Origin of the sequence: Nonomuraea sp. NPDC048901 (assembly GCF_040649695.1) — a bacterium.
GTDB lineage: Bacteria > Actinomycetota > Actinomycetes > Streptosporangiales > Streptosporangiaceae > Nonomuraea.
In genome coordinates this window covers 216,641-241,941 of sequence record NZ_JBEZFW010000006.1, presented here as the reverse complement: position 1 = coordinate 241,941, position 25,301 = coordinate 216,641, and the positions used below count along the sequence as shown (strand labels likewise).

Sequence of the window (25,301 nt, the reverse complement as noted above, 5' to 3'; positions counted from 1 at the left end):
TGCTTATCACCGCAGGTGAACACGAGGATGTCTCACGATCATCCCCTCTGTCCTGCGCCGCCTCGGCAGCCCACTGATCGCGGTGTCCGTGCAGGCACCGCGCCTGCCACGTCCGGATGGGCCGCCCATTCTGGCGACGTTGCGCATAACCAGTGTTGACCAGGAGGGATAATCGACAACATGCGCCTTTCCGCTCGTGTCGACTACGCCCTCCGTGCTGCCGCCGAACTCGCCGCGGCCGGCGCCGGGCCGACCACCGTGGGCGAGCTCGCCAAAGAACAGGACATGCCCCCCAAATACCTGGAAAACATCCTGCTGCAGATGCGGCGTGCCGGACTGGTCCGTGGCCAGCGGGGTCCGGAAGGCGGCTACGTCCTGGCCCGGGCCGCCGCGGACATCTCTCTCGCCGACGTCATCAGGGCGGTCGACGGGCCACTTGCCAACGTACGTGGTGAGCGTCCCGAGCACGTGGGCTACCGAGGGCCGGCGGAGTCGCTGCAGCAGGTCTGGATCGCACTGCGGGCGACCGAACGCGCCATCCTGGAGGAGGTCACGCTGGACCAGGTGGCCAGCGGCGCCCTCCCCGACCGCGTCCGCCAACTCGCCGCCGACCCCGCCGCCTGGGACTGATCTCGCACGACGCGGCCAGCTCGCCGCCTGCGACTGACCCACTCACCGGGCCCGACCGGCACCCTCGGAGTCACTCCCCGTGACCGCCCTGGGCTTTCTCCCCACGACGCGGTCAACTCGCTGTCCGCTGCTGACCCACTCGCCGGACCCGCCCGGCGCCCTGGGAATCTCTCCGCACGACGCGGCCGACTCGCCGTCCACTACTGACCCCACCCGCCGGGCCGATTCGCCGCCCTGGGAATGACTCCACACAACTCGGCCAGCTCGCCGCCCGGGGAGTTACCCTACCCGGCGGCTCAGCCGGGACGCCGCCTTCAGAAGGGGGCGCCTGCCGGGCCGGCCGGGTTTCTAGACTGGGGGCATGCCCGAAGGAGATGCCGTCTACCGTACGGCCGCGCGGCTGCGCGGCGCGCTCGACGGCCGGGTCCTGACCCGTTCGGACTTCCGCGTCCCCCGGCACGCCACGGCCGATCTCAGCGGCCGGACGGTCCTGGAGAACCTCTCACGCGGCAAGCACCTGCTGACCCGCGTCGAGGGCGGCCTGACCGTACACACGCACCTGCGCATGGACGGCAGCTGGCGCGTGCTGCCCGCGGGCCGTCGCACCGCCCCCGGCGACCAGGTCCGTCTGGTGCTGGCCAACGAGCAGTGGCAGGCCGTGGGCGTGCGACTGGGGGTGGTGGACCTGCTGAAGACCGCCGACGAGCACCGCGTCGTCGGGCACCTGGGGCCCGATCTGCTCGGCGACGACTGGGATCCGGCCGAGGCCGTGCGCCGTCTGCGCGAGACGCCGGAACGGACGATCGGGGAGGCGCTGCTCGATCAGCGCAATCTCGCGGGAATCGGCACCATCTATCGCGCCGAGACACTCTTCCTGCGCGGCGTCTGGCCGTGGCGGAAGGTCGGCGACATCGAGGACCTGGACGCGCTCGTGACGCTCGCCCAGCGGCTCCTGGCGGCGAACAGGACACACGCCGCCACAGTGACCACGGGCGACCGCAGACCGGCCGGCCAGACGTGGGTTTACGGCAGGGCAGGCCGACCTTGCCGCCGATGCGGAACACGCATCAGTCGCGGCGAGATGGGCGCACAGCCACAGGAACGTCTCATCCTGTGGTGTGGTGACTGCCAACCGCGTTAGGCGGCCACCATGTCCTTGACTTCGGGAAACACGGAGTCGGTGATCGACCCGGGCACCGTCTCGGGAAGGGGGATGCGCTCGTGCTCCGGCGCGTCGGCGAGCACAGGGGTGGCCTGGAGCTCCGCCAGCGCGAACTGGTCGGACACCTCACGCAACACCTGCGACAGCGGCACCCCGAGGGCGCCACAGATCGACGCCAGCAGCTCCGATGACGCCTCCTTCTGACCGCGCTCAACCTCGGACAGGTAGCCAAGCGAGACACGCGCCAGCGTGGACACCTCACGAAGAGTGCGGCCCTGGCGCACCCTCAATCGCCTCAGCACGTCGCCGAGCAGCTGACGCAGCAGAATCATCTGTCGCTCCCTCCCCGGCGTGGATGGCTTCACCACCACGCCCCGCGCGGTCGGATCGTGGCGTCCGGTCTTTTTCTTCGGCTCGTACATGCTCCTCGCCGTCATCATCGGACGTCTCCGTCCCTGCCCCGCCGCGCTTCCTTCATTGCGCAATGGCTCAGTGCGTGACAGCTCATTACGTGAAGGTTCGTTACGTGACTCGTTAGGCCCGCCTGCCGGGCGCTCGGTGCTTGCAGATGGCTCACGGACCTCACTCACAGCTCCACCGTACCCGTATCGACCGACACCGTGTGAGACCGTGCCTCGGATGTTCGCTGGGGACGTAACACGGTAATCACCCGGTATGTTCCCCATTGTTCCCCTTCAGCACACTTGCCAGTAGATCGATAGCCTCGTCCACCGTCTCTACCCTGATACGTTCGCGAGACCCCTCAAGCCTCAACTGTCTCTGCCAAATCTGATCGCCGGGTCCGCTGACGGCCACATGCACGGTGCCGACGGGCTTTCCGTCCTGTGGCTCCGGCCCCGCCACACCGGTCACCGCCAGGCCGTATGTCGCCTCGCACAGCCGGGCGACCCCCGTCGCCATCGCCGCCGCCACCTCCGGGTGCACGGCCCCTTCCCGGCGCAACAGCTCGTCCGGCACCTCCAGGAGCCGGTGCTTCAGATCGGTGGCGTAGGAGATGACCCCGCCCCTGAACGACTTGGAGGACCCCGAGACCGAGGTGAACGTCGCCCCGATGAGCCCGCCGGTCAGCGATTCGGCCACGGCTAGCGTGGCGGCCCGGCGTACGAGCAGGGTGAGAACCTCCGCGGCACCAACCATGATCACTCCCCGCGGGCCCGTCTGGCCACCTGCCGTAGCTTGATCGCGCGCACCACGTAGTCGACGCCCGTGGCCACCGTGACGACCACGGCCGCGCCCATCACCACCCAGCGGATCGTGTCGGGCACGTGGGGCAGGATGTAGAGGACGATGGCCGTGATCTGCAGCACGGTCTTGACCTTGCCGCCATAGCTGGCCGGGATGACCGCGTGCCTGAGCAACACGAACCGCAGGGCGGTGATGCCCAGCTCGCGGCCCAGGACGGTGACCGTCACCCACCACGGCAGCTCGCCGAGGATCGACAGGGACACCAGGGCCGCGCCGGTCAGCGCCTTGTCGGCGATCGGGTCGGCGATCTTCCCGAAATCGGTGATCAGCCCGTAGCGCCTGGCCAGCTCGCCGTCCAGATGGTCGGTGAACGAGGCCACGCCGAACACCGCCAGCGCACCCAGGCGCCAGCCCATGCCCGGCAGGAAGAGACAGACGACGAAGAAGGGGACGAGCACCAACCGGAGGACCGTGAGGACGTTGGCGATGTTCCACGGGCTCACCACGCGGCGCTCGTCCTTGGTCATGGACCGGCCTTGATGCGCGCGATCAGGTCAACCCCCTCGGCGTCGACCACCACCGCGCGCACGATCTGACCGCGGACCAGGCCGATGCCCTGGACCGTGACGGACCCGTCGACCTCGGGACCTTGGTGGGCGGCCCGTCCCTCATAGCCGCCGTCGCCCAGGTCGTCGTCGATGAGCACGTCGACCTCCGTACCGATGCGCTCCTCCGCGCGCTGCGCGGTCAGCTCCTCGGCGAGCTCGGTCAGGACGCGCACACGCTCGTCGATGACGTCCTGGTCGAGCTTGCCGGCGAAGCCGGCCGCCTCGGTGCCGTCCTCGTCGGAGTAGCCGAACACGCCGATCACGTCGAGCCTGGCCTGCTCCAGGAACCCGACCAGCTCGCCGAACTCCTCCTCGGTCTCACCGGGGAAGCCGACGATGAAGTTGGAGCGCACACCCGCCTCGGGCGCGCCCTCACGGATGCTGTCCAGCAGTCCCAGGAAGCGCTCAGGGTCGCCGAAACGACGCATCCGGCGCAGGACGGTGCCACTGGCGTGCTGGAAGGACAGGTCGAAGTAGGGGGCGATGCCCTCGGTGCCGGCGAGCACGTCGATGAGCCCCGGCCGCAGCTCGGCCGGTTGCAGGTAGCTGGCCCGCACCCGCTGGATGCCCTCGACCGCCGCCAGCCGCGGCAGCAGCTTCTCCAGCGCCCTCAGGTCGCCCAGGTCCTTGCCGTAGGACGTCGAGTTCTCACTGACGAGGACGAGCTCACGGACGCCCCGGTGGCCCAGCCAGTCGGCCTCGGCCAGGAGCTCCTCGGGGTCGCGGGAGACGTAGGCGCCGCGGAAGGCCGGGATGGCGCAGAACGTGCAGCGCCGGTCGCAGCCGGAGGCCAGCTTGAGCGAGGCCACGGGGCTCTCGTCGAGCCGTTTGCGCAGCACGCGCGGCCCGCTGGCGGGCGCCAGCCCGTCGGGCAGGTCGCCGTGGCCGGGGATGGCGGTCTTGCCCGCGCTGGCACGGTCCACGGGCGAGATGGGTAGCAGGGTGCGGCGGTCTCTTGGCGTGTGCGGCTTGAGCGGCCTACCGGCGAGCACGTCGTCGAGTCGGCCGCCGATCTCGGTGTAGTCGTCGAAGGAGATGACCGCGCTGGCCTCGGGCAGAGCGTCGGCGAGCTCGTTGCCGTAGCGCTCGGCCATGCAGCCCGCGGCGACCACCTTGGCCCCGGAGTCGGCCGCGGCCAGCAGCGTGTCGATGGAGTCCTTCTTCGCCGAGTCGATGAAGCCACACGTGTTGACGACGACGACATCGGGGTCGTCGTCGCCCAGCTGCCAGCCGGCAGCCTCAAGTCGCGCGGCCAGCTCCTCGGAGTCGACCTCGTTGCGCGCGCAGCCCAGAGTGATCAGCGATGCGGTTCGGCGGGATGACATGGTGAACACTACGGTATCGGCAGTTGGCCACCACCGGGCGCACGGGCTACCTAGGTTGTGCTTTGGAAGGCTTGAACGAGCGCGTCACCATCTCCCCGCTGGCCCCCGGATGACCCAGATCCTTGCCGTCGACCTGCAGCGACACGGCGCCCGCGTCACCGATCAGAAGATGGACCTCGATGTCGGACCGGTAGGTCTTGCTCTTGCCCGCCTTCAACGTCCCCGAGAACAGCTTGCGTCCCTTGGCGTCGCTGACGTTCAGGTAGGACGGGCTCTTGGCCTTGACCTTGACGACGACGACGTCCTTGGCGGCCGCGTTGGACGCCTTCCCCTTGGCGTGCGACGGTTTGGGCGCGTGCTCGTTGATCGGGACGTTCGGCGGGATGAGGTGGGAGTCGGCGGTGCGCATCTCGTCCGACGTGCCGCCGCCGAGCACCCTGACCGCCCCGAAGACCATGGTGATGGCCAGGGCCACGCCCAGCGCCATCGTCCAGTTGAGACCGCGCCGCTCGTTGATCCTGATCTTGCGTTCGGCCTGGAAGACGGCGGCGGCCCGGATGGGTGTGACCGCCCCGCTGTGTTCTTCGTCATAGAGGTGGACGGTCGCCACGGGATCGAGCCCGACGGCCTTGGCTACGGCCCTGACATGTCCCCTCGCATAGAAATCACCACCGCACTGCGAGAAGTCGTCGCGCTCGATCGCGTAGATGATCGCCTCACGAATGCGGGTGGTCTCGCTCAGTTGCGCGACCGTCAGCCCGGCTGACCGCCGGGCCGCGGCCAGCATGGCCCCTGTGCTCTGTTCCGGCATGGCTAGCGCCTTCCGTCCCACGACGTTCTGTAATGATTCACATTCAATCAGTAGTCGTGGGGCGAACGTGCATTGGGGTCATTCGCCACGCAAGTCAGCTAGCAAACCGGGCAGATCATCGGGCTTCACGATCACTTCGCGAGCCTTGGAACCCTCGCTGGGGCCGACCACGTTGCGGCTCTCCAGCAGGTCCATGAGCCGGCCCGCCTTGGCGAAGCCGACGCGGAGCTTGCGCTGCAGCATCGAGGTCGAGCCGAACTGCGTGGTCACGATCAGCTCGGCCGCCTGGACGAGCAGGTCGAGGTCGTCGCCGATGTCGCCGTCGATCTCCCGTTTGACCGGCGCCGCGGCGACGTCGTCGCGGTATTCGGCCTGCATCTGCGTCTTGCAGTGCGTGACGATCTCGGCGATCTCCTTCTCCGAGACGAACGCGTTCTGGATGCGGATGGGCTTGCTGGCGCCCATCGGCAGGAACAGCGCGTCACCCTGGCCGACCAGCTTGTCGGCGCCCGGCTGGTCGAGGATGACCCGCGAGTCGGTGAGGCTCGACACGGCGAAGGCCAGCCGCGAGGGCACGTTCGCCTTGATCAGGCCGGTGACCACGTCGACGGAGGGCCGCTGCGTGGCGATGACCAGGTGGATGCCGGCCGCGCGGGCGAGCTGCGTGATGCGCACGATGGAGTCCTCGACGTCACGCGGGGCGACCATCATCAGGTCGGCCAGCTCGTCGACGATCACCAGGAGGTACGGGTAGGGCTGGTAGACCCGCTCACTGCCCGGCGGCGGCTGCAGCTTGCCGGCCCGCACGGCCTTGTTGAACTCGTCGACGTGCCGGAACCCGCTGGCGGCCAGGTCGTCGTAGCGACGGTCCATCTCCCCCACCACCCATTCGAGGGCCTCCGCGGCCTTCTTCGGGTTGGTGATGATGGGCGTGATCAGGTGAGGGATGCCCTCGTAGACCGACAGCTCCACCCGTTTGGGGTCGACGAGCACCATGCGTACCTCGTCGGGCGTGGCACGCATCAGGATGGAGGTGATCAGGCCGTTGACGCAGACCGACTTGCCGGCGCCGGTGGCGCCCGCGATGAGCAGGTGGGGCATCTTGGCGAGGTTCGCCACGATCGTGCGGCCCTCGACGTCCTTGCCCAGTCCCACGATCATCGGGTGGTGGTCGCTCTGCGCCACCTGGGACTTCAGCACGTCACCCAGGGAGACCAGGTCCTTGTCCGCGTTCGGGATCTCCACCCCGATCGCCGACTTACCCGGAATCGGCGACAAGATCCGGACATCCGCCGATTTAACGGCGTACGCGATGTTCTTGGTGAGCGCCGTGACCTTCTCCACCTTGACCGCGGGGCCCAGCTCGATTTCGTAGCGGGTCACGGTCGGGCCGCGGGTGAACCCGATCACCTGCGCGTCGATGACGAACTGCTCAAGGACGCTGGTCAGCGCGTTGACGACGACGGTGTTGGCCTTGGTCTGCGGCTTGGGCGCGCTGCCCGGCTTGAGGAACTGCAGATCAGGCAGGCTGTACGGCCCGGCCTGGGGCGAGAGCACCAACTGCTCGACCTTGCGGGGCGCGAGAGTGGGCTCCGGCGGCTCGGTCTTCCTGACCGGCGCTGGGGGCGGCTCCTCCTCGTCCGTCAGCCCCGGCACGATCTCCGGCGAGTGCTCGGCGCGCTTGTCCTGCTCGGAGAGCACCGGCGTGTCGTACGGCTTGACCAGATCGGCCTTCTCGCCCGTCTCGCCCTTCTTGGCCCTGGGCCGCTTCTTGACGGGCGCGGCCTGCTCGGCGAGCGCGTGCCGTTCGAACAGCAGGTGCGTGAGCTCGGCCAGCCGCTCCGGAACGCGGTGGACGGGAGTGGCCGTGATGACCAGCACGCCGAAGCCCGACAGGATCAGCAGCAGCGGAATCGTGATCCAGGCGGGCAGGATGCTCATCGGCGGCGCCGACACGATGAACCCGATGATGCCGCCCGCCTGCGACACCCGCTCCATGCCGTCGTTGGCGGTGCCGGCGGGGTAGGGCGTGTCGTTGGCGACGTGGATGACGCCGAGCACGCCGACCAGCAGCGCGCTCCACCCGATCACCATGCGGCCGGTGTCGGCGTTCTGGTCGGGGTGGCGCAGGTAGCGCCAGGCGAGCAGGCCGAGCAGCAGCGGCAGCGCCCACGCCAGCGACCCGAACACACTGTGCACGGTGACGTTGACCACGCCGGAGACCGTGCTGTCGGCCTGGCGCCAGGTCATCGCGGCCAGCACGATGGCGCCGGCGAGCACGGACAGGCCCACCCCGTCGCGCCGGTGCGCCGGATCGAGGTCGCGCGCGTTCTTGCCGAGCGCCCGGGCGGTGCTGCCGATGCCGTTGGCGAGCAGCATCCAGAGCCCGACGATCAGCTTGCCGATCATCGTGAAGACCCACGTGATCGGGTCATGGTGGGTCATGCCCGGCTTGCGGGCCGACCCGGCCCCCTTCGCCCTCGGCCGCCCGGTCGAGCTGGATGCGCGCTTGGCGGGGGTCGAGCGGGCGGAGGTCGACCGCTTCGCCGGCCCCTTCGATGCGCTTTTCGGCGTACGGGTGGCCATGATGCCAAAGGTACGACGGAGACACCGCGGAACGCACACAGGCTCGCCGAACACGCGAGAAGGCGGTGTGCGAGAGCTCTCTTACCCCGGACCCGTCACAATCGAACCGTGTCGAAGGCCGCCTGCATGCCGGCCACCAGCTCGGCCATGTCCCTGATCGCTTCCCTCATTGCCTCGTCGCCGGCGCAGGAGCCGGCCAGTTCGCCGAGCCGCGCCTCGACGGCGCCGAGCCGCTCGGAGAATCCGCACAGCACCCGCGCGTTCCTCGACTGCGCCACGTCGTTCCGCACGAGGTCGCCCAGCAGGGCCGTCTGCTCGCGCAGCACCGCGTTCTTGCGGAACAACTCGGCGAAGACCGCGACCTTGGACCGCACCACCCACGGATCGAACGGCTTGGCGATGTAGTCGACCGCCCCCACGGCGTAACCCCGGAACGCGGCGCCGGATCCCGGCTCGGTGCCGGTCAGGAAGATGATGGGCACGTCACCCGCTTGGTCGAACCGCTTGATGTGCGTCGCCGTCTCGAAACCGTCCATGCCTTGCGTGCCGTCCACGCCGTCCATGCCGGGCATGAGCACGTCGAGCAGCACCACCGCGAAGTCGTGGCGGAGCATCAGCTTCATGGCCTCCTGCCCCGATCTGGCCTTGAACAGCTGCTGCTGAAGCGGGCGTAAGACCGCCTCGAGCGCGACCAGGCTCTCGTCCTTGTGGTCGACCAGCAAGATCTTCACCTGGCGATTCATCACAATCCTTCCTTCTCCCCCCAGACCACCTGAGGCCGCCCGAGTCCCCCGAGACCCGTCCATACCTCACCTCCAGCGGGTCCAACAGCACGACCATGGAGGCCTTCTTTGCAACTGGGGGGTATTGGAGCCGTCCAGTCTGCCACTCTGAGAGTGACCGAACTGCCACATCGAGTGATGTTCTAGGACGCATAGTGGACACGACCCGCGTGTCGAGCACGGCCTTCGACGGCACCCCGCAGGCCCCCGCGGCCGCGCGGCGCTTCGTACGTCAGGTGCTCGGCGAATGGCAGCTGAGCCACCTCACCGAAGACGCCGTGCTGCTGACCAGCGAACTCGTCACCAATGCCGTGGTGCACGCGGGCACGGGGCTGGAGCTGACCTGCCGGCTCGACCCGAACGCCGTCCCGACCAGGCTGGAGATCGAGGTCGACGATCATCACCCGACCCTGATCGTGCCGGCCGCCGAGTCGCCGCCTGAGGGCATGGCCACGAGCGGGCGCGGTCTGGCGCTGGCGGGCATGCTCGCCGACGCCTGGGGCGTCACGTACACGGGTGCGGCCAAGCGGGTCTGGGTCCGCATGGAGCTCGACAAGGGGTGCGGCCACGAGAGCGCCTCCGGCATCCCCGCCGCGAAGGCCGCCTCGGTCGCGGCCTCCACGGAGACCCTGCACGTCGCCGTCATCGTGAGCGACCTCGACGGCCGGATCGTCTCCTGGAACGCCGAGGCGGAGGCACTGCTCGGCTGGTCCGCCGCCCAGGTCGCCGGCGAGCCGCTGGCGGATCTGGTCGCCTGGCGCAGGCACGGCCCGTGCGCGCTGTCGCTGTCGGACACGCTCGGCCTGGGCCGCTGGCGCGGCGAGTCCAGGATGCGGCACCGCGACGGGGACCTGCTCCCGGTCTACATCTCCCACCTGCGCACCGACGGCCGCGCGCAGGACCGCCGGTCGATCTGGATCGTGGTGTCCAGCGACCACCGCTACGTCCTGGCCTCCCCGCCCGCCCCGCTCAAGCGGGAGCAGGGCGGCCGCATCAAGGACCTGCTCGACCACGACATGCCGCTGGACGAGTTGCTCGACACCATCGCGCAGATCGTCCAGCTGTCCAGCGCGGCCGACGCCGCCTATGTGCTGGTACGGGCCGAGGGCGGCAACCGGTTCGGCGTCGCGGCGGGCACCGGGGCGACGGCGGGGCTGGTGGGGGTGGTGGGCGCGGGGGTGTTCGGCGTGGAGCAGCAGGCGCCGGCGATGTTCGACGACCTGCTGGCCACCGACGTCGAGCTGGCCCAGCGGCTCCAGGCCAGGTCGCTGGCGTGCGCGCCGCTCATGGTGGCGGGCGAGGTGACCGGCTACCTCGTGGCGACCGCCGCCGAGCCCGGCCGGTTCGACCAGGCGCTCACCGCGAGCCTGCAGCACATCGCGGACCAGGTGGCGGTGACCGTACAGCGCGAGCGACTGGCCGAGCGCGACCGGGCGCACCGGGGCCGGCTGTCGTTCCTCGCGGAGGCCGGCGAGCTGCTGGCGGGCGTGCACGACGAGGAGCTGATCGCGGCTCTGACGGCCCAGCTGGTCGTACCCAAGATCGCCACCTGGGCGGCGGTCTACCTGACCGACCTGGCGGGCATGACCAGGCTCGCGCACGTGTGGCACAGCGAGGAACGCCACAACGCCGACCTACGCCAGGCCCTGCCCGTCATCCCGCGTTCGGCGCTGGGCGAGGTGACCTGGCCGGTCGGGCCGGAGAGCGTGCTGTCGTTCCCGCTGCTCACCCAGGGCCGCTCGCACGGCGCGCTGGTGATCGGGCGCGTCGAGCCGACGCTTCCGCTGGAGCTGGCCGACCTGCTCGCCGACCTGTGCCGCCTGGTGGCGCTCAACCTCCACACGGCCATGCTCTACTCGCGGCAGGCGACCACGTCACGAGTGCTGCAGCGCAGCCTGCTGCCCATGCGGGTGGCGCCGATGCCGGGGCTGGAGTCGGCGGTCGTCTACGAGCCCGCCGGAGAGGGCGCGCACGTCGGCGGCGACTTCTACGACCTGTTCACCGTCGGCGACCACTGGTGCTTCGCCCTCGGCGACGTCTGCGGCAGCGGTCCGGAGGCCGCCGCGGTGACCGGGCTGGCCCGCCACGCCGTACGGCTGCTGGCCAAGGAGAACTACACCGTGTCCGACATCCTCGACCGGCTCAACCAGACGCTGCTCGACGAGGGCGAGGACGGCCGCTTCCTCAGCCTGCTCTGCGGCGAGCTGACGCCGCTGCCCCAGGGCGGCGCGCTGTGCACGCTCGCATCGGCGGGCCATCCCCCGCCCCTGCTGCTGCGCGCGAACGGCGAGGTCCAGCCCGTCGCCACCTCGCAGCTACTGCTGGGCATCGACGGCGACGCGCGGTTCTACACCGAGACGTTCGAGCTGCTGCCCGAGGAGCTGCTGCTGTGCGTCACCGACGGCGTCACAGAGCGGCGTGACGGCAACCGGCTGCTCGATGACGACGACGGGCTGACCGCGATCCTGTCGGGCTGCTCGGGGCTGAGCGCGCACGCCGTGGCCGAGCGGATCCGGCAGGCGGTCGAGTCGTTCGCCACCGAGCCGTCGAACGACGACGTGGCGCTCCTGGTACTCCGCGCCACGACCGCGCTGCGGGCAGGCGGTCAGGTGGTGAACCGGTAGGAGGTCGTGGAGGTGCGGGTCTCGCCCGGCCGCAGCACGGTAGAGGGGAACTGCGGCTGGTTGGGCGAGTCGGGGAAGTGCTGCGTCTCCAGGCACAGACCCGCGTGCGGTCCGTACGGCGTGGCGACGCCGTCCAGCATGCCGCCCGCGTAGAACTGGACCCCCGGCTCGGTGGTCGTGACCTCCATGGTCAGGCCACCGACCGGCTCGGTCACCCGGATGCCGCCGTCGAGCACGAAGCAGTGGTCGTAGCCGCCGTCGTAGCGCTCGCCCACCGCGTGCGGCGTGGTGAAGTCGAAGGCCGTGCCCTTGACCGGCGCCGGCTCGCCCGTGGGGATCTTGTCGTCGTCGACGGGCAGGTAGTGCTCGGCGTCCATCTGGATCACGTGCCCGAGCACGTCGCCACTGCCGGCCAGGTTGAAGTAGGAATGGTTGGTGAGGTTGACGACGGTGGGCGCGTCGGTCTCGGCCGTGTAGTCCAGACGCAGGGCGTCGTCTTCGAGCGTGTAGGTGACCGAGGCGGTCAGCGTGCCGGGATAGCCCTGGTCACCGTCGGGGCTGGTCAGCGTGAGCGTCACGGAGGAGTCGGTGGCTTCGGCGACCGTCCACACCTTGCGGTCGAAGCCACGGTTGCCGCCGTGCAGGCTGTTGGGCCCGTTGTTGAGCGGCAGGCGGTGTTCGACCCCGTCGAGGGTGAAGCGGCCGCCCGCTATGCGGTTGCCGTATCTGCCGACGACGGCGCCGAAGTAGCGGCTGCGGGTGAGGTAGTCCTCCAGCGTGGGCAGTCCGAGCACCACGTTGACGCCGGACACCTCCAGCGACTGCAGGATGGCGCCGTACGTGAGCACGCTCGCGCGCAGCCGTCCCGAGGACAGCTCGAGGCGCTCGACCTGTTCACCCGACGGCAGCGTTCCGAACATCATCTGTGTGCCTTTCCCGTGGACTCGCGGACGATCAGGGCCGTCTCCAGCATCGTGGCGGCGGCGGTGGCCGCCGAGTCGACCGACTGGAGCAGCAGGTCTACGGCGATGCGGCCGGCGGCGGCGGTGGGCATGGCGATCGTGGTCAGCTTCGGGCGGCTCAGCCGACCCGGCACGATGTCGTCCACACCGATCACGCTGACGTCTCCGGGGACGCTCTTGCCCCGCTCGGCGAGCCCTTCGATGAGGCCGATGGCGACCAGGTCGTTGTAGGCCAGCACGCCCGTCGCGCCCGAGGCGATGACATCGGTGGCCGCCGCCAGGCCGCCCAGCTCCGTCGGCGGGTTGGGGCCGAGGAAGACGACGTCCACGTCGTTCATCGCGGCGGCCGCCTCCTGCATCTCCTTGCTGGTCCACGACCCGCTGGGCCCGGTGACCAGCGCGATGCGCCGGTGCCCGAGCGCGGTGAGGTGCTCGACGGCCTGCCTGGCCCCGCGGCCCACGTCCATGAGCACGGTCGGCATGCCCTTGGCCCGGCGGTTGACCACGACGAACGGCACCTCCTCGCGCAGCCGCTCTATCGTCCGGTTCGTCAGGCGCGGGCTGCACAGCAGCACGCCGTCGACCTGCTTGGTGAGGGTCTGGATCAGATCCTCCTCGACCTGCGGGTCCTCGTCGGTGTCGGCCACGAACACGTGGTAGTCGCGGAGCCTGGCCTGCGCCTGGGCGGCCTTGATCAGCGGCGGGAAGAAGGGATTGGCGATGTCGGCCACGATGAGGCCGATGTTGTGGGTGCGGCCCGTGGTCAGCGCCCGCGCGGCGCGGTTGGGCCGGTAGCCGAGATCCTCGGCGATGGCGAGCACGCGGGTGCGCGTCTCGGGGTTGACCAGGTGGGGCGCGGAGAACGCCCGGGACACCGTGGAAACATGCACGCCCGACGCTTCAGCCACGTCACGAATCGTCACCGCCACGCTTGGCCTCCTCCGACCGTACCTAGTACTTTAGTGCAATCGTTTGTATCACTGTCAATCAGCCATCCCCGCCGGATTTTTCACCTAAATCCCCACCATATCTCTTCATATGGCCAGACCGCCTGGGGAGAGAAGGCCATGCCGCTTGACGTTCTCCCGGCCCCGCCTCGATACTTTCTGCAACCGGTTGCCGTATCCCAAGCAGGAGTGGTGAACGACCGATGACACGAACACTGGTGACCGGCAGCGCCGGCCGGCTAGGGCGCAGCGTGGTCGCCTCATTGGCGCAGGCCGGTCATGAGGTGATCGGCATCGACGTCACACCGGGCACTCCCCCCGAGGCCGCGGTCACCCTGCCCGCCGACCTGACGAACCTGGGCGAGGCGTATGACGTCATGGCCCGCTTCCGGCCCGACGCCGTGATCCACCTGGCCGCCATCGCGACCCCGTTCAGCCGTACCGACGGGCTGACCTTCCGTACCAACACCCAGCTCGCCTTCAACGTGTGCGCGGCCGCGAGCGGCACCGGGGTCGGCAAGGTGGTCGTGGCCAGCAGCCCGACCGTCATCGGCTACGGCGCGCCCGGCGGCTGGACGCCCAGCTATCTGCCCATCGACGAGGAGCACCCCGTCGCGCCGTGGAACGCCTACAACCTGTCCAAGGTCGTGGCCGAGCAGACGATGGCGTCGTTCGCGCGCAGCTCGCAGACACGGTTCGCGGCGGTGCGGCCGTGCTTCGTGGTGGCTCCCGAGGAGTGGGCGGGCGCGCCCACCCAGTCGGGCCACACGATCGTCGAACGGCTGGACCGGCCGGACATCGCCGGGGCCTCGCTGTTCAACTACCTCGACGCCAGGGACGCCTCCGACCTGATCTCGGTGCTCCTCGAACGCCTGCCCGACCTGCCCAACGGCGAGGTGTTCTTCGCGGGGGCGGCCGACGCGCTGGCCCGCGAGCCCCTGGCGGAGCTGCTCCCCGCCGTCATCCCCTCGACCGCCGCCGCGGCCGCGAACCTCACCGGGACCTCTCCCGCCTTCACCTCCGCCAAGGCCGGGCGGATGCTGGGCTGGACGCCCAAGAGATCGTGGCACACCGAACTGGAGACCGGATGAACCTCAGCGGAGTCCTCTTCTTCCCCGTGACCCCCTTCGACCCCGACCACGGGCTGGCCGAGGAGGTGCTGGCCGAGCACATCAGGCGCGGGCTCCAACACCGCCCTGGCGCGGTGTTCGCGGCCTGCGGCACGGGTGAGTTCCCCGCGCTGTCGGAGGCGGAGCACGCCGCCGCCGTCCGGGTGGCCGTCGAGACCACGGCCGGCCAGGTGCCGGTGTTCGCGGGCGCCGGCGGCCCGCTCGGCGCGGCGCTGGGCCAGGCCCGCGCGGCCCGCGAGGCGGGCGCCGACGGCCTGCTGCTCATGCCCCCTTACCTGGCCAAGGGCCCCAACGAGGGCTTCACCGCCTACGTACGCGCGGTCGCCGCGATCCTGCCGGTCATCATCTACCAGCGCGACGCGGTGGCGCCCACCCCCGAGCAGGTCGTGGCGCTGGCCAGGATCCCGGGCGTGATCGGTCTCAAGGACGGCCTGGGCGACATCGACCTCATCCAGCGCACGGTGCTGGCGGTGCGCAGGGAGATCGGCGAGGAGTTCAGGTTCTTCAACGGGCTGCCGACGGCCGAGCTGACGATGGGCGCCTACCGTGGCATCGGCGTGGAGCTCTATTCCTCCGCCGTCTTCGCCTTCGCGCCGGAGATCGCCACCGCGTTCCTGAACGGCGCCGACCACCTGCTCACGGAGTTCTACGAGCCGCTCGTACGGCTGCGCTCCAAGGTTCCCGGCTACGCCGTCTCCCTGGTCAAGGCCGGCGTACGACTCGGCGGCCTGGACGCGGGCCCGGTACGCCCGCCCCTGGTCGACGCCTCGCCCGAGCACGTGGCCGAGCTGAAGGCCCTGATCGAACACGGGCGGTCGCTGGCAGGCGCCTCATGATCCGTGACCTGAAAGTGAGCGCTCACACCGCCGAGTTGTCCAGGCCGTGGGGGCCGGACGTGCCCGTCAACCACGTCATGGTCGTGGAGCTCACGCTCGACGACGGCCGGACGGGCACCGGTTTCTCCTGGACGCCGCAGATCGGGGCGCGGGCCGTACAGGCGCTGCTGGAGAACGACATCCGCGAGGCCGTCATCGGCCTGGACCCGCACCCCGAGGTGGTGTGGGACCGGCTCTGGCGGCACCTGCGCGAGGCCGGGCCCGGCGGGATCACCACCGTCGCACTGGCCGGGGTGGACCTGGCGCTGTGGGATCTGCGCTGCGGCGAGCGCGGCCTGGCCGACGTGCTGGGGCGGCGCAGGGACACGGTGCCGGTGTACGGCAGCGGGGTGAACCTGCACTACTCGCTGGAGGAGCTGGTCGCCCAGGCCGGGCGGTGGAAGGCCGCGGGCTATCCCGGGATCAAGATGAAGGTGGGCCGGCCCGACCTCGCCGAGGACGTCGAGCGGGTGGCCGCGGTCCGCGAGGTCGTCGGCCCCGGCACGCTGCTGATGATCGACGCCAACCAGCGCTGGGACCTGCACCGGGCCCGTCGCGCCGTCGAGGCGCTGGCCCCGTACGACCTGCACTGGCTGGAGGAGCCGCTGCCCGCCGACGACGTCGCCGCGCACGTGGAGCTGCGGCGGTCCGTGGACGTGCCCATCGCGGTCGGCGAGAACGTCTACACCGTCTACGGCTTCCGTGACCTGCTGACGGCGGGGGCCTGCGACATCGTGCAGCCCAATGTGGTCAGGGTGGGGGGAATCACCCCGTTCTTGCGCATCACCGAGCTGGCCCGGACGTTCGACGTACCGGTCTACCCGCACCTGCTGCCCGACCTGTCGGCGCAGCTCGCGCTGGCTCTGCCGCTGCCGTGCATGGCCGAGGAGGTCGAGGACGCCTCGTTCGCCGCGCTGGGGCTGCTGGCCGAGCCGTATCCCGTCCACGTGAGCGACGCGAAGGTGCGCGTCGGTGAGCACCGGGGGCTCGGCCTCCACTGGAGATGAGCATGCGGGTCGTACTCGCCGGAGCACACGGGTTCGGCGCCCACTACCTCAACCGGCTGCGGAAGCTGGCCGGCCAGATCGAGCTGGCGGGCGTCTGCGACGTGCGGCCGGTCTCCCCCGAAGACCTCGACGGGCTCGGCACGCCGGAGTTCTCCACCGACCTGCCCGAGCTGATCAAGCGGACCGGCGCGCAGATCGCCATCCTGGCGACCCCGATCCCGACGCACGCGGACCTGACGCTGGCGGCTCTGGCGGCCGGCGCGCACGTGCTGGTGGAGAAGCCGACGGCGGCCACGCTCGCCGACTTCGAGCGCATGGAGCAGGCCGCCGCCGAGGCCGGTCTCGCCTGCCAGGTGGGCTTCCAGAGCCTCGCGTCCGCGGCCCTGCCGGAGGTGCGCCGGCTGATCGCCGAGGACACGATCGGCCGCGTGACCGGCATCGGGGTGGCGGGGGCGTGGCCGCGGCCCGCCTCCTACTTCACCCGCAGCTCCTGGTCGGGGCGGCGCCGGCTCGACGGCGTGGACATCGTGGACGGCGCGCTGACCAACCCGTTCGCGCACGCCGTCGCCACCGCCCTCGCCGTGGCGGGCGCCGAGGAGCGCGGCGCGGTCACGTCGGTCGAGGCGGAGCTGTTCCACGCCAACGCCATCGAGTCGGACGACACTTCCGCCATCCGCGTCCACCTGGCGGACGGGCCGCCGATCGTGGCCGCCGTGACGCTCTGCGCCACCGGGCGCGACGAGCCGTACGTGGTCGTTCATGGCGAACGGGGCACGATCACGTTCACGTACACGGTGGACGAGGTCCGCGTCGGCGACGGCCCCGTGCGCCGCTTCCCCCGGGCCGACCTGCTGGAGAACCTCGCCGAGCACGTACGCTCCGGAGCCGAGCTGATCGTGCCGATCCACCGGACCGGGGCGTTCATGGAGGTTCTGGAGGCCATCAGGGTCGCGCCCGATCCGCTGCCGATCTCCCGGGACCACCAGGACCTGTCCGGTGAGGGGCCGGTGCTGCCCGGCATCGCCCAGGTGGTCGAGTCCTGCGCCGAGCGGCTGGAGCTCTTCTCCGAGCTGGGCGTGAGCTGGGCCGTGCCGCTGATGGTGGCCGACCAGGTGGTGGCCGAGTACGTCACGCGGCCCGACCTGCCGATCACCGCGGCCCCGCGGCCCTATCTCCACCCGGTCCGCACGCTGGGCGGCACGGTGGTGACCGAGCTGCAGCCGGCCGACCATCCGCACCACCTCGGCGCCGGGGTGGCCGTGACCGATGTCGGCGGGCGCAACTTCTGGGGCGGCCGGACGTTCGTCAGGGACCAGGGGCCTCAGTGGCTGGACGACCACGGGATCCAGCGGCATGTGTCCTTCACCGGGCGCGACTCCTCGGGCTTCGCCGAGACCCTGCTGTGGCAGCGGCCGGGCGAGGAGCCGGTGGTGCGTGAGGAGCGGACCGTGCGGGCCGTCCCGCTGTCGCGGGGCTGGGCGCTGGACTTCGGCTTCACGCTGCGCAACCTCACGGGCGCGCCACTGACGATCCAGAGCTCGGCCACCAAGGGCCGGACCGGGGCGGGCTATGGCGGCTTCTTCTGGCGGGCGCCGGCGGGGTCGCCGGGGTTGCGGGCGTTCACCTCGTCAGAGGACGGCGAGGAGCGGGTCCACGGCTCCCGGGCGCCCTGGCTGGCGCTGGCGGGCGAGGACTGGACGCTGGTGTTCGTCCGGGCGGGGGACGATCCGTGGTTCGTCAGGGTGGCGCAGTATCCCGGTGTGGGCACCGCGCTGGCCTGGGACACGCCGCTGGTCTTCGAGGACGAGCTGACCAGGGGCGTGTCCGTGGTCGTGGCCGACGGGCGCCTGTCCGCCGCCGAGGCGGCCGGGCTAGCCGCCGAGGTGGCGCTCTAGCCAGGTGAAGGCGTGCTCCTGCATGGGGACGTCGAAGGCGTGCGGGGCGTCGAAGAAGACCCCCTCGTAGCCGCCGTCCGGGTGGCGGCGCGCGATGGCCTCGTGCGCCGCGCGCATCCCGGCCGGCGGGAACAGCTGGTCCCGCTCGCCGTACATGACCAGGAGCGGTTCTGGCGCGCGGGCGGCGACCAGCGCCGGCCAGTCGCAGACGCGCGACAGTCCGGGCGGGTAGAACATCCAGGTGTGCCCGGCGACGTAGCCGTCCAGGAGCTCGCGGTAGGTGGAGACCATCGCGGCGACGGCGACCGCGTCGACGCCGGGGTCGAACGCGCCGAGCAGCGCCGCCCGCAGGCCGCCCCCTGACAGCCCCACGCAGCCCATCCGCCCGACGTCGGGGCGCGAGCGCAGGTAGGCCGCGGCGGCCAGGTCCTCGCCCGCCACCACGCCGGCCAGCGAGGTGCCGAGCAGGGTGCAGTACTTCTCCAGCACGTGCTCGTGGTGCCCGGCCGCGACGTCGTAGCGGTCGGCTTCGGACATGACGGGATCGTTCGCGTGGGCGAGCACGCGCTCGGGCATGTCCGCCGGGTCGAAGCGGCGGCTGCCCCAGCCGATCACGTCGGGGACGAGTACGGCGAAGCCCCGCCTGGCCAGCTCGCTCGCGTAGGCCCGGCCGCCGTAGATCTGCTCGCGCAGCCGCAGCACCTCGGGCGTGGCCGGCTCGGGGCCGTCCGCGATCTTCTCCTTGCCCGCCCACTTCATGCCCGCGTGGCAGTGCAGCGCGAGCACGCCGGGCAGCGGTCCTACCGCGTCGCGGGGCTTGAGCAGGTAGGCGTGGGTGCGCGGGCCGAACCCCACCGACCAGGAGAGCTCCTCACCGCTGAGGTCCCTCGTCGTCCAGGAGCGCTCGACCCGCACGTCTTGTACGGCGAGGTCGAGCGTCCCGATGGCCTCGCGGGCGGCCTTCCTGAGCGCGGGGCCGGGCGCGGCCTCGGGAAACAGGCCGTGCCGGCGCTCCGCGAGCTCGGCCAGACCGGAGAACGGCCCGAGGTGGCGCAGCTCAGGCATCGGTCAGCCCAGAGAACGGCCCGGGATGGCGCAGCTCACGCATCGGTCAGGCGCCGAGGAGGCGGGTGCCGTCGGCGGTCAGGCGGACGGGCGTGCCGGTGCTGGCCGAGCGAGTGGCGGCCACGCCGACCAGTACGCTGCGGATGCCGTCGCGGTAACCCGCCGGGCGCCCGAGCGGGTCGTCACCCGGGCCGCGGAAGACGTCGTCGAGCAGCAGCCGGTCGCCGCCGCCGTGACCGCCCTCTCCCTGCTCGATGGCGATCTCCTCCGGCTGCTGCCAGTGCCGGTGCAGGATGAGCTTCTCCCCGGCGCCGGCCATGTGCTCCTTGCCCGCGGCGCTCGGGTCGATCGCGGCGTGCGCCGGGGTCCAGGGCCGCTCAAGGACGTCCAGCTCGATCCGGCCCTCCGTGCCGTTGAAGACGACGCGGTAGCCCTCGTACGGGGCGTGCGCGGTGAGGGAGTACGTGAGCATGGCCCGGTTGGCGTAGCGGACCAGAACCGACATGTTGTCGTCGATCGTCACGCCCGGCCCGAAGACGTCCTGGTCGCGGATGTAGCCGTCCTCGTGCTCGGCGTCCAGGTAGAGGCGCTTGAGCCGCTCGTCGGTGGAGATGTCCAGGATGAACGGGTCGGTGCCGAGGCCGGGCGCGCCCTGGCCGCGGGCGGGACGCGGACCCCGGGGCAGGGCCTGACCGTAGAAGCGCAGGTCGGTCTGGGCGAAGACGAGCTCGGGCGCCGCCGCGAGCCACCAGTTGACCAGGTCGAAGTGGTGGGTGGACTTGTGGACCAGCAGGCTGCCGGAGTTGGCCTTGTCGCGGTGCCAGCGGCGGAAGTAGTCGGCGCCGTGGATGGTGTCCAGTGCCCAGTCGAAGTGGACGGAGGTGACGTCGCCGATCGCGCCTTCGCTGATCAGCTTCTTGACCGCCGAGTTGCGCGGTGAGTAGCGGTAGTTGAAGGTGACCACCAGTTTGCCCGGGTTGCGCTCGGCGGCGGCGGCGATGGCCTCGCAGCCTTCGGCGTCGATGGTGAGCGGCTTCTCCACGATGACATCGAGCCCCGCGTCGAGGGCGGCGACGACATAGCGGGCGTGCGTCACGTCCACCGTGGTCACCACGACCGCGTCGGCCAGCTCCAGCAGCTTGCCGAACTCGTCGGGGGCGAAGCACGGCACCTGCTGGCCGATGCGCTCGACGTAGTAGTTCATGCGCGTCTGGTTGACGTCGCAGAGGCCGACGATCGTACCGGTGTCCCGCCAGTCACCCAGCAGGGCGTCGACGTACATCTGGGCGCGATGGCCGAGTCCGACGAAGGCGTACCTGGTGCTCAACTTCTCTCCCCGAGTCGTGGAGTGGGGCTGGGGGCTGTCGCGCCCCCAGCCTGGATCAGACCTCAGCCGGCGATGGCCGCGTTGGCTTCGGTCAGGAACTTCTGCGCGCCGGCGTCCGGTGTCGTCTTGCCGAAGAGGACCTCTTCGCTGTTGCGCTTGAGGATGTCCTCCATCTGCAGCGCGCCCTTCGGCGGGGCGACGATCGGGCTCAGCTCGCCCTTGACGGCGTCGATGAAGGTCAGCGTCTTCTGGTCGACGGCCGGCAGCTTGCCCTTCACGGCGGCGAGCACCTTGGCGTTGGTCGGCAGGCCGCGGTCACTCAGCAGGATCGAGGCCGCGTCCGGGTCATTGACCAGGAAGTCGATGAACTTGCCGGCTTCCGCGGGGTGGTCGGACTTGGCGGAGGCCGTGTAGAACATCGACGGCTGCAGGAACATGCCGCCGGTGGTCGCGCCCGCGGTCTTGGGCATCCGCATCAGGGTCAGCTCCTGGCCCGACGCCTTGGACAGGGCGTTGAGCTGGTTGCTCCACCACATGCCCATCGCGCCCGCGTTGGTGGCCAGCAGCGACTGCTCGGGGCCCACGGAGATCAGTTCGGCGCTCTTGGCGGCGTCTGCGGAGCCCTTGGTCTGAATGAGCTGCTGGTGGATGCCCCACCACGCCTTGAGCGTTTCGGGCGTAACCCCGATCTTGTTGCCGTCGTAGAACTTCTCGCCGCGCTGGGCCGCGAAGATCTGCAGCCAGGCGGGGTTGTAGTTGTACTCGGCGCCGTTGACCCCGTTACCGGCCGCGGAGATCTGCTTGGCCAGGTTGATCCAGTCGTCCCAGGTCCAGGACTTGTCGTCGGGCAGCTTCTGCTTGGCCTTCTCCAGCGCCGACTTGTTGACGAGCATCGAGAAGGTGTTGACGCCGCTCGGGATGGCGTACTGCTTGCCGTCGACCTGGCCGCTGGTGAGCACCTGCTGGTCGAGGTCGGCGGTGTTGACCTTGCCCGCCAGGTCGGCCAGGGCGTTGCGGCCGGCGTACTCGCTCAGGCCGCGGATCTCGATGCTGATGACGTCGGGCGAGTCGTTGGCCGCCACCTTGGTGGCCAGCTTCTCGTAGTAGCTCTCCCAGTTGGAGAAGTCGCCTTCGACGTCGATGGTCGGGTTCTTCTCCTCGAACTTCTTGATCACCTGTTCGGTGAGCTTCTGCCGCGCGTCGCTGCCCCAGTAGGAGAAGCGGAGATGGATCTTGTCGCCGCTCGCCTTGTCGCCACTACCGCCGCCACAGCCGGCGGCTGCCGTCATGACGGCAGCCGACAGCAGGGCGACGGTCCACATCATCCTAGGCTTCACAGCTCTACCTCCTGGTGAAGAGTTGCGGGGGGGTGTTACTTCAGTCCGGTGGTAGCTACACCACGAATCAGATATTTCTGACCGGCAAGGAAGAAGCCGAAGATCGGCCCCAATGACACGATCGACATCGCGAACATGGGGCCCCACGACGACTCGCCACTGGAGTCTAGGAAGGAGCGGAGTGCAACGGCCACTGTGAGATTGTCCGAGTTTGTCAGGTAAAGGTTCTGACTGAAGAAGTCATTCCACGTCCAGATAAAAGTGAAGATGCCGGTCGTCGCGAGCGCCGGGGTGCAGAGCGGGAGAATCACCTGGAGGAAGACCCTCCAGTAGCCCGCGCCGTCGATGGCCGCGGCCTCGTCCAGCTCCCTCGGCAGGGTCCGGATGAACTGGACCATGAGGAAGATGAAGAACGCGTCCGTGGCCAGGAACTTGGGCACGATCAGCGGCCAGATCGTGTTGATCCAGTCCAGCTTGGAGAACACGATGTACTGCGGCACGACCGTCACGTGGTACGGCAGCATGATCGAGCCGAGCATGACCGCGAACCAGAGCTTCTTCAGCGGGAAGTCCAGCCGGGCGAAGGCGTAGGCGGCCAGCGAGCAGGCGACCAGATTCGCCACCACGGTCAAGCCCGTAAGGACGGCGGAGTTCCACAGGTAGTAGCCGAAGGAGTGCTTGAGCGCGGTCCAGCCCTCGCTGTAGTTCTCCAGCGTGAAGGTGCTCGGCCACAGGCCGGGCTCGCGGAAGATGAGCTCCTCGGGCTTGAGTGAGCTGGACACCATCCAGAGCAGCGGATAGAGCATGACCAGGCCGAAGCCGATCAGCAGGATGTGCTTGAGGACGCGGCTGCCCCGCGGAAGCGGGCGGAACAGCAGCGGCAGCGGCTTACTTCGTGTCGCCATAGAAGACCCAATACTTCGACGCGAGGAAATTCACGCCGGTCAGGCCGGCGATGATGAGCAGGAGGACCCAGGCCATGGCGGCCGCGTAGCCCATCTCGTAGCTCTTGAAGCCCTTCAGATACAGGTAGAGCGTGTAGAAGAGCGTGGAGTCGACCGGACCACCCGTGCCGCTGCTGACGATGAACGACTGGGTGAAGGACTGGAACGACTTGATCACTTCGAGTACGAGGTTGAAGAAGATGATCGGCGTGAGCAGGGGCAGCGTGATCGAGCGGAACTGCCGCAATTTGCTCGCCCCGTCGACCGCCGCCGCCTCGTAGTAGCTCTGCGGGATCTGCCGTAGCCCCGCCAGGAAGATCACCATGGGCGCGCCGAACGTCCACACATGCAGGAGGATCAGCGTCCCCAGCGCGGTGTCGGGGTCAGAGACCCAACCGGCGCCCTGGATGCCGAAGACGTCCAGCACGGCGTTGACCAGGCCGTCACTACCGAAGAGCTTGCGCCAGAGGATGGCGATCGCCACGCTGCCACCGAGCAGGGACGGCAGGTAGTAGATCGAGCGGTAGAACGACAGACCACGCAGCCCGCGGTCGAGCGCCAAGGCCAGGGCCAGCGCGAAGGCCAGCTGCAAGGGCACCGACACGACCACGTAGATCGTGGTCACCTTCAGCGAGGTGAGGAAGCGCGTGTCGACGGTGAAGAGCTTGTGGTAGTTGTCCCACCCGACCCACTTGGCCGCTTCAAGCAGGTTGTAGTCGGTGAACGACAGGTAGAGCGACGCCAGGATCGGGCCTATGGTGATGACGAACAGGCCGATGAACCATGGGGCGAGGAAGACGTAAGCCGTGCGGGCCTCACGCCGTTTGTGAGCGTTAACGGGTGAGGTGCGGCGACGCCCACCGGGCGGTTGCGCGCGTGGTGGCACGGTCGCAACCGCGCTGTCCGGGGTTACAGACATTCATGCACCCCTCGTATCAGGGCTTGCCCGGCTCGGCGGGATGGGATAGCGCCTTCCTATAGGTGTGCCAAAAGTTTCGTCAACCCTTTGCAGACGTTACATAGCTGTTATCGACATATCGTGATCTATGTTCTTCCAGTTCAATCAATGGTCGAGAGCAAAGGGTCGGATGAATGTTGGGTGGTTGAATACAACCGGTTGCACAGCGCCCTATAGGCACGTCACGCTGGCGAAACGTCCTACCACTTGCCTCCGAGGTCCTTCAGCGTGAAGACACCGCCCGCGCGGTCATGCAGCGGCTCGCTCAGATCGGGCTCGCCCTGCTCGGCGATCAGCGCGGCGGCCTGGCCCTCCGAGTCGTCCCGCGAGACGTACCCGATCGATCGGGCCTCCTCCAGCGACCACCAGCGGCGCGCGTTGTCGGAGACGCCCCAGACGACGTGGTAGCCGGGCGCGGTCAGCGCGGCCTCCACCAGGCGGGCGAGGTCGTCAGGGGAGATCCAGGTGGCCAGGCCGCGCGTGTCACCCGAAGCCTCGTTGCAGGTGCCCAGCCGGATCACGGTCACGTTCATGCCGAACCTGTCGTGGTAGAGGCTGCCGAGGGCCTCCATGACGACCTTGCTCACACCGTAGAAGGTGTCGGGCCGGGGGAAGGCGTAGTCGGGCAGCTCCGCGCCATCGGCCGGGCGGGTGTGGAAGCCGGCCGCGTGGTGGCTGCCCATCAGCACGAGGTGCTCGACGCCCTCCCGCCGGGCGGCCTCGAGCAGGACGTGCATGCCGTCCATGTTGGCCCGCACGATGTCGGCCCACGGATGCTCCCGGCTCTGACCGCCCAGATGGATCACCGCGTCGACGCCCTTCATCGCCTCGGCCATGGCCGCCTCGTCGGCGAGATCGGCCGTCACCATCTCCTCGCCAGGCGCGGTCTCCAACGGGTGGAGGTCGGATAGGCGCAGCGTACGCCCGTCACGGGCGAGGCGGGGGCGGAGCAACGTACCGACCTTGCCGGCGGCGCCGGTCATGAGAATGCGCATATGGCTCATTGTTGTACACAACTCTGGTCCAAATTCACATTCCTGAATATTGACCGTGACCTACGTCACTCGTTACGTTCACACGGACAGGCTCCACGTCTGCGACAGGTGTCCATATATGTGAA

22 protein-coding genes are annotated in these 25,301 nt (G+C 69.6%); 7 read left to right on the top strand and 15 right to left on the bottom strand.

Translation table 11 applies throughout. From position 1 onward, the window contains the following. Positions 1-180: 180 nt before the first annotated feature. The gene (locus tag AB0C30_RS22385) at positions 181-630 is read left to right on the top strand and encodes an Rrf2 family transcriptional regulator (RefSeq protein WP_357946947.1); all 450 of its coding nucleotides are present in this window, start codon (positions 181-183) and stop codon (positions 628-630) included. A 361-nt stretch (positions 631-991) separates the two neighbouring features. Then, a complete protein-coding gene (locus AB0C30_RS22380) occupies positions 992-1,771 on the top strand; it encodes a DNA-formamidopyrimidine glycosylase family protein (protein WP_357946944.1) in 780 nt (259 codons plus the stop codon). On the opposite strand, the gene AB0C30_RS22375 is transcribed toward AB0C30_RS22380, so the two are convergent. The 7 genes from AB0C30_RS22375 to AB0C30_RS22345 form a co-directional block, all read right to left on the bottom strand. Next, positions 1,768-2,124, bottom strand: a complete 357-nt coding sequence (locus tag AB0C30_RS22375; RefSeq protein WP_357948119.1) for a helix-turn-helix transcriptional regulator — start codon at positions 2,122-2,124, stop codon at positions 1,768-1,770. The genes AB0C30_RS22380 and AB0C30_RS22375 overlap by 4 nt on opposite strands. A gap of 334 nt (positions 2,125-2,458) precedes the next feature. Continuing rightward, a complete protein-coding gene (locus AB0C30_RS22370; protein ID WP_357946942.1) occupies positions 2,459-2,950 on the bottom strand; it encodes a CinA family protein in 492 nt (163 codons plus the stop codon). 2 nt (positions 2,951-2,952) lie between these two features. Further along, positions 2,953-3,525, bottom strand: a complete 573-nt coding sequence (gene pgsA / locus AB0C30_RS22365) for a CDP-diacylglycerol--glycerol-3-phosphate 3-phosphatidyltransferase (RefSeq protein WP_357946939.1) — start codon at positions 3,523-3,525, stop codon at positions 2,953-2,955. Further along, positions 3,522-4,931 (bottom strand): 30S ribosomal protein S12 methylthiotransferase RimO, encoded by a 1,410-nt coding sequence (gene rimO, locus AB0C30_RS22360; RefSeq protein ID WP_357946937.1) that lies wholly within the window; start codon positions 4,929-4,931, stop codon positions 3,522-3,524. The genes pgsA and rimO overlap by 4 nt, the downstream gene beginning before the upstream one ends. A gap of 46 nt (positions 4,932-4,977) precedes the next feature. Then, entirely contained in the window at positions 4,978-5,742 is a 765-nt protein-coding gene (locus tag AB0C30_RS22355) for a helix-turn-helix domain-containing protein (RefSeq protein ID WP_357946934.1), read from the bottom strand. A 78-nt stretch (positions 5,743-5,820) separates the two neighbouring features. Further along, the gene (locus tag AB0C30_RS22350) at positions 5,821-8,328 is read right to left on the bottom strand and encodes a DNA translocase FtsK (protein ID WP_357946931.1); all 2,508 of its coding nucleotides are present in this window, start codon (positions 8,326-8,328) and stop codon (positions 5,821-5,823) included. Positions 8,329-8,423: 95 nt separating this feature from the next. Then, positions 8,424-9,071 carry a response regulator gene (locus AB0C30_RS22345; protein ID WP_357946929.1) on the bottom strand — a complete coding sequence of 216 codons (648 nt, stop codon included), beginning with the start codon at positions 9,069-9,071 and terminating at the stop codon, positions 8,424-8,426. A gap of 194 nt (positions 9,072-9,265) precedes the next feature. On the opposite strand from AB0C30_RS22345, the gene AB0C30_RS22340 reads away from it, so the two are divergent. Then, the gene (locus AB0C30_RS22340) at positions 9,266-11,734 is read left to right on the top strand and encodes a SpoIIE family protein phosphatase (RefSeq protein WP_357946927.1); all 2,469 of its coding nucleotides are present in this window, start codon (positions 9,266-9,268) and stop codon (positions 11,732-11,734) included. On the opposite strand, the gene AB0C30_RS22335 is transcribed toward AB0C30_RS22340, so the two are convergent. After that, positions 11,716-12,657, bottom strand: coding sequence for an aldose epimerase family protein (locus AB0C30_RS22335; protein ID WP_357946924.1), 942 nt, complete (start codon positions 12,655-12,657; stop codon positions 11,716-11,718). The genes AB0C30_RS22340 and AB0C30_RS22335 overlap by 19 nt on opposite strands. After that, the gene (locus AB0C30_RS22330) at positions 12,654-13,625 is read right to left on the bottom strand and encodes a LacI family DNA-binding transcriptional regulator (RefSeq protein WP_357656179.1); all 972 of its coding nucleotides are present in this window, start codon (positions 13,623-13,625) and stop codon (positions 12,654-12,656) included. Before AB0C30_RS22330 ends, AB0C30_RS22335 begins: the two co-directional genes overlap by 4 nt. A 221-nt stretch (positions 13,626-13,846) precedes the next feature. Here AB0C30_RS22330 and AB0C30_RS22325 point away from each other — a divergent pair, with 221 nt between their 5' ends. From AB0C30_RS22325 to AB0C30_RS22310, 4 genes are read left to right on the top strand one after another with little or no spacing between them, the layout of a single operon-like run. After that, positions 13,847-14,734, top strand: a complete 888-nt coding sequence (locus tag AB0C30_RS22325) for an NAD(P)-dependent oxidoreductase (RefSeq protein WP_357946921.1) — start codon at positions 13,847-13,849, stop codon at positions 14,732-14,734. Next, positions 14,731-15,609: a 5-dehydro-4-deoxyglucarate dehydratase gene (locus AB0C30_RS22320; RefSeq protein ID WP_357946919.1), complete on the top strand. Its 879-nt coding sequence runs from the start codon at positions 14,731-14,733 to the stop codon at positions 15,607-15,609. Before AB0C30_RS22325 ends, AB0C30_RS22320 begins: the two co-directional genes overlap by 4 nt. Then, positions 15,606-16,655, top strand: coding sequence for a mandelate racemase/muconate lactonizing enzyme family protein (locus AB0C30_RS22315; RefSeq protein WP_357946916.1), 1,050 nt, complete (start codon positions 15,606-15,608; stop codon positions 16,653-16,655). Before AB0C30_RS22320 ends, AB0C30_RS22315 begins: the two co-directional genes overlap by 4 nt. A 2-nt stretch (positions 16,656-16,657) precedes the next feature. Then, positions 16,658-18,550 (top strand): DUF6807 family protein, encoded by a 1,893-nt coding sequence (locus AB0C30_RS22310; RefSeq protein WP_357946913.1) that lies wholly within the window; start codon positions 16,658-16,660, stop codon positions 18,548-18,550. On the opposite strand, the gene AB0C30_RS22305 is transcribed toward AB0C30_RS22310, so the two are convergent. The 6 genes from AB0C30_RS22305 to AB0C30_RS22280 all read right to left on the bottom strand — a co-directional run bounded on the left by AB0C30_RS22305 (position 18,527) and on the right by AB0C30_RS22280 (position 25,176). After that, positions 18,527-19,615: a dienelactone hydrolase family protein gene (locus AB0C30_RS22305; protein WP_357946910.1), complete on the bottom strand. Its 1,089-nt coding sequence runs from the start codon at positions 19,613-19,615 to the stop codon at positions 18,527-18,529. The genes AB0C30_RS22310 and AB0C30_RS22305 overlap by 24 nt on opposite strands. A 46-nt stretch (positions 19,616-19,661) precedes the next feature. Next, entirely contained in the window at positions 19,662-20,942 is a 1,281-nt protein-coding gene (locus tag AB0C30_RS22300) for a Gfo/Idh/MocA family oxidoreductase (RefSeq protein ID WP_357946907.1), read from the bottom strand. A 62-nt stretch (positions 20,943-21,004) separates the two neighbouring features. Further along, positions 21,005-22,279, bottom strand: a complete 1,275-nt coding sequence (locus AB0C30_RS22295; protein ID WP_357946904.1) for an extracellular solute-binding protein — start codon at positions 22,277-22,279, stop codon at positions 21,005-21,007. Between the two features lie 35 nt (positions 22,280-22,314). Then, complete coding sequence (locus AB0C30_RS22290; protein ID WP_357946902.1) at positions 22,315-23,184, bottom strand: carbohydrate ABC transporter permease; 870 nt, start codon at positions 23,182-23,184, stop codon at positions 22,315-22,317. Next, the gene (locus AB0C30_RS22285; protein WP_357946899.1) at positions 23,168-24,142 is read right to left on the bottom strand and encodes a sugar ABC transporter permease; all 975 of its coding nucleotides are present in this window, start codon (positions 24,140-24,142) and stop codon (positions 23,168-23,170) included. The genes AB0C30_RS22290 and AB0C30_RS22285 overlap by 17 nt, the downstream gene beginning before the upstream one ends. Before the next feature lie 239 nt (positions 24,143-24,381). Then, a complete protein-coding gene (locus AB0C30_RS22280; protein ID WP_357946896.1) occupies positions 24,382-25,176 on the bottom strand; it encodes an NAD(P)-dependent oxidoreductase in 795 nt (264 codons plus the stop codon). Between the last annotated feature and the right edge of the window lie 125 nt (positions 25,177-25,301).